Annotated in this window: 2 protein-coding genes; both read left to right on the top strand. The window is 73.4% G+C overall.

The genetic code is table 11. From position 1 onward, the window contains the following. Nucleotides 1–1,322, top strand: a 1,322-nt coding sequence (locus AB0B01_RS30665) for a hypothetical protein (protein ID WP_361726208.1), incomplete at its 5' end; no start/stop codon positions are given. After that, nucleotides 1,319–1,688 (top strand): ion transporter (locus AB0B01_RS30660; protein WP_361726205.1); only part of this gene is annotated, 370 nt, incomplete at its 3' end. The genes AB0B01_RS30665 and AB0B01_RS30660, both read left to right, overlap by 4 nt.

Raw genomic sequence — 1,688 nt, 5'->3', positions numbered from 1 at the left:
GGGCGCGGCTCGACGGCGTCCTGCGCGTCCATCCGCCGCTGGACCTGCGGCTCCGAGCGCTCGACGACGAGCGGGCCCTGTCCGGGGTCTCCTTCTGGGACCTGTGTGCCGTCGGCGCGGCGGTGGCCTTCGTCCAGCACATCGTGGGCCTCGGCCCGATCGGCGGCGGCACCCTCGACAGTCCCGCGATCGACGCGCTGGCCTCCGCGCTCGCCTCCGCGCTGCTCGTCGGTGCGACGGGGACGGTGCTGTGGCGTGCCTGCGCCTCCGAACGCGGGGGCGCGCCGCACGTGCGGGAGGCGGGGCTGGGGCTCGGCGCCGGACTGTGCGCGGTGCAGCTGCTGTCGCCGACCGACACGCTGTTCCTGGCCATGCTCGGCGGCAGAGGCCTGTCGGTCTTCCTGCCGTACTCCGTCCTGCTCGGCCTGTGTGCCTGGGCCCTGGCGGCCTGGCTGGCGGTGGTGGCCCGCCAGTGGACCCCGGTCCTGGAGCGTGCCCGCCGCCCGCGGCTGCTGATGGGTGCGGTGCTCGGTGTGGCCGCGGCCGGGGCCGCGCCGGCGCTCGACTTCCTCTTCACGCTGCCCATGTTGATGATCTACGGCGCCACCTTCGTCTTCCCCTCCGTCCCGACCGTCGTGGGCTTCGTGGGAGGCACCTTCTTCCTGGTCGGCAGGAGACCGGAGTCCCTCGTGATCCCGGTGCTGCTGACCGGCGCGCTGATCCCGCTCGCGGGACGGTACGCCGCCGAGCGGCAGCGCAGGTCCGATCCCCGTACCGGTTTCGGGCCGCCCCTGCCCAGAGCGGGCCGGGCCGTCCGGCTGGGCGTCCCCCTCGCGTTCGCGACGGCCCTGCCGAGCATCGTCCTGCCCCTCTTCGGGCTGAGGCTCTCGCCGTGGGACCCGCTGCCGCTCATCGGCCTGGCCCAGCTGGGCGCGGCGGTCTGGGCCACGCGGGACTACGCACCGCTGCGTCTGGCCCGGGCGCTGGTGGCCGCGTTCAGCACGGGGGTCCTCTCCCTGCTGGCGTGGTTCGTGCTGGCCCGGTTGCTGACGACCTGTCTTCCGGGGCTCGTTCCGGGCCCCTGCCGTCCGCTTCCCGGCCTCGGCCAGCTGCGCGTGGTGCTCGTGGGGTCCGCTGACGGCGCGGCACTTGCATGGCTGCTCTTCACCGCAGCGGTGGCGCTGGGCGGTGCGCGGCTCCCCCGGCGCCGGCGGGCTGCCGCTGCCCGAACGGGCGATCTCCAGGGCCCGGGCGTCTCGAATCCGATCATGCGGCGTGAGGAGAGGCGGGCCGGAGAGGGAGCCGACGAGGGAGAACGATGACAGACCTGACCGCGGTTGCTGCTGCGCGCGCGAACACGGCCACGAGGTGCCGCACGGTGTCCGAGGCGCCCGCATTCTCGCTTGGCGTGTTCGCGGTGATCCTCTTCAATGCGCTGCTGCTGGGCGTGGAGACGTACAGCGGGCTGTCCCGCGCTTACAGCCAAGTCCTCGACTTGGCGGAGCAGTTCTGCGTAGCGGCGTTCACCGTGGAGATGCTGGTCCGGCTGGGCGCGCACGCCGACAGGCCGAAAGCTTTCTTCCGCGACCCCTGGAACGTGTTCGACCTCCTGGTCGTCTCCTCGGCGTTCGTGCCCTTCCTGCGGGAGAACACCACCCTGCTGCGGCTGTTGCGGCTGGCGCGCGTGC

Origin of the sequence: Streptomyces sp. NPDC044571 (assembly GCF_040647115.1) — a bacterium.
GTDB lineage: Bacteria > Actinomycetota > Actinomycetes > Streptomycetales > Streptomycetaceae > Streptomyces.
Note: the sequence above shows the minus strand (reverse complement) of the source record. Positions and strands in the feature narration are given on the sequence as shown.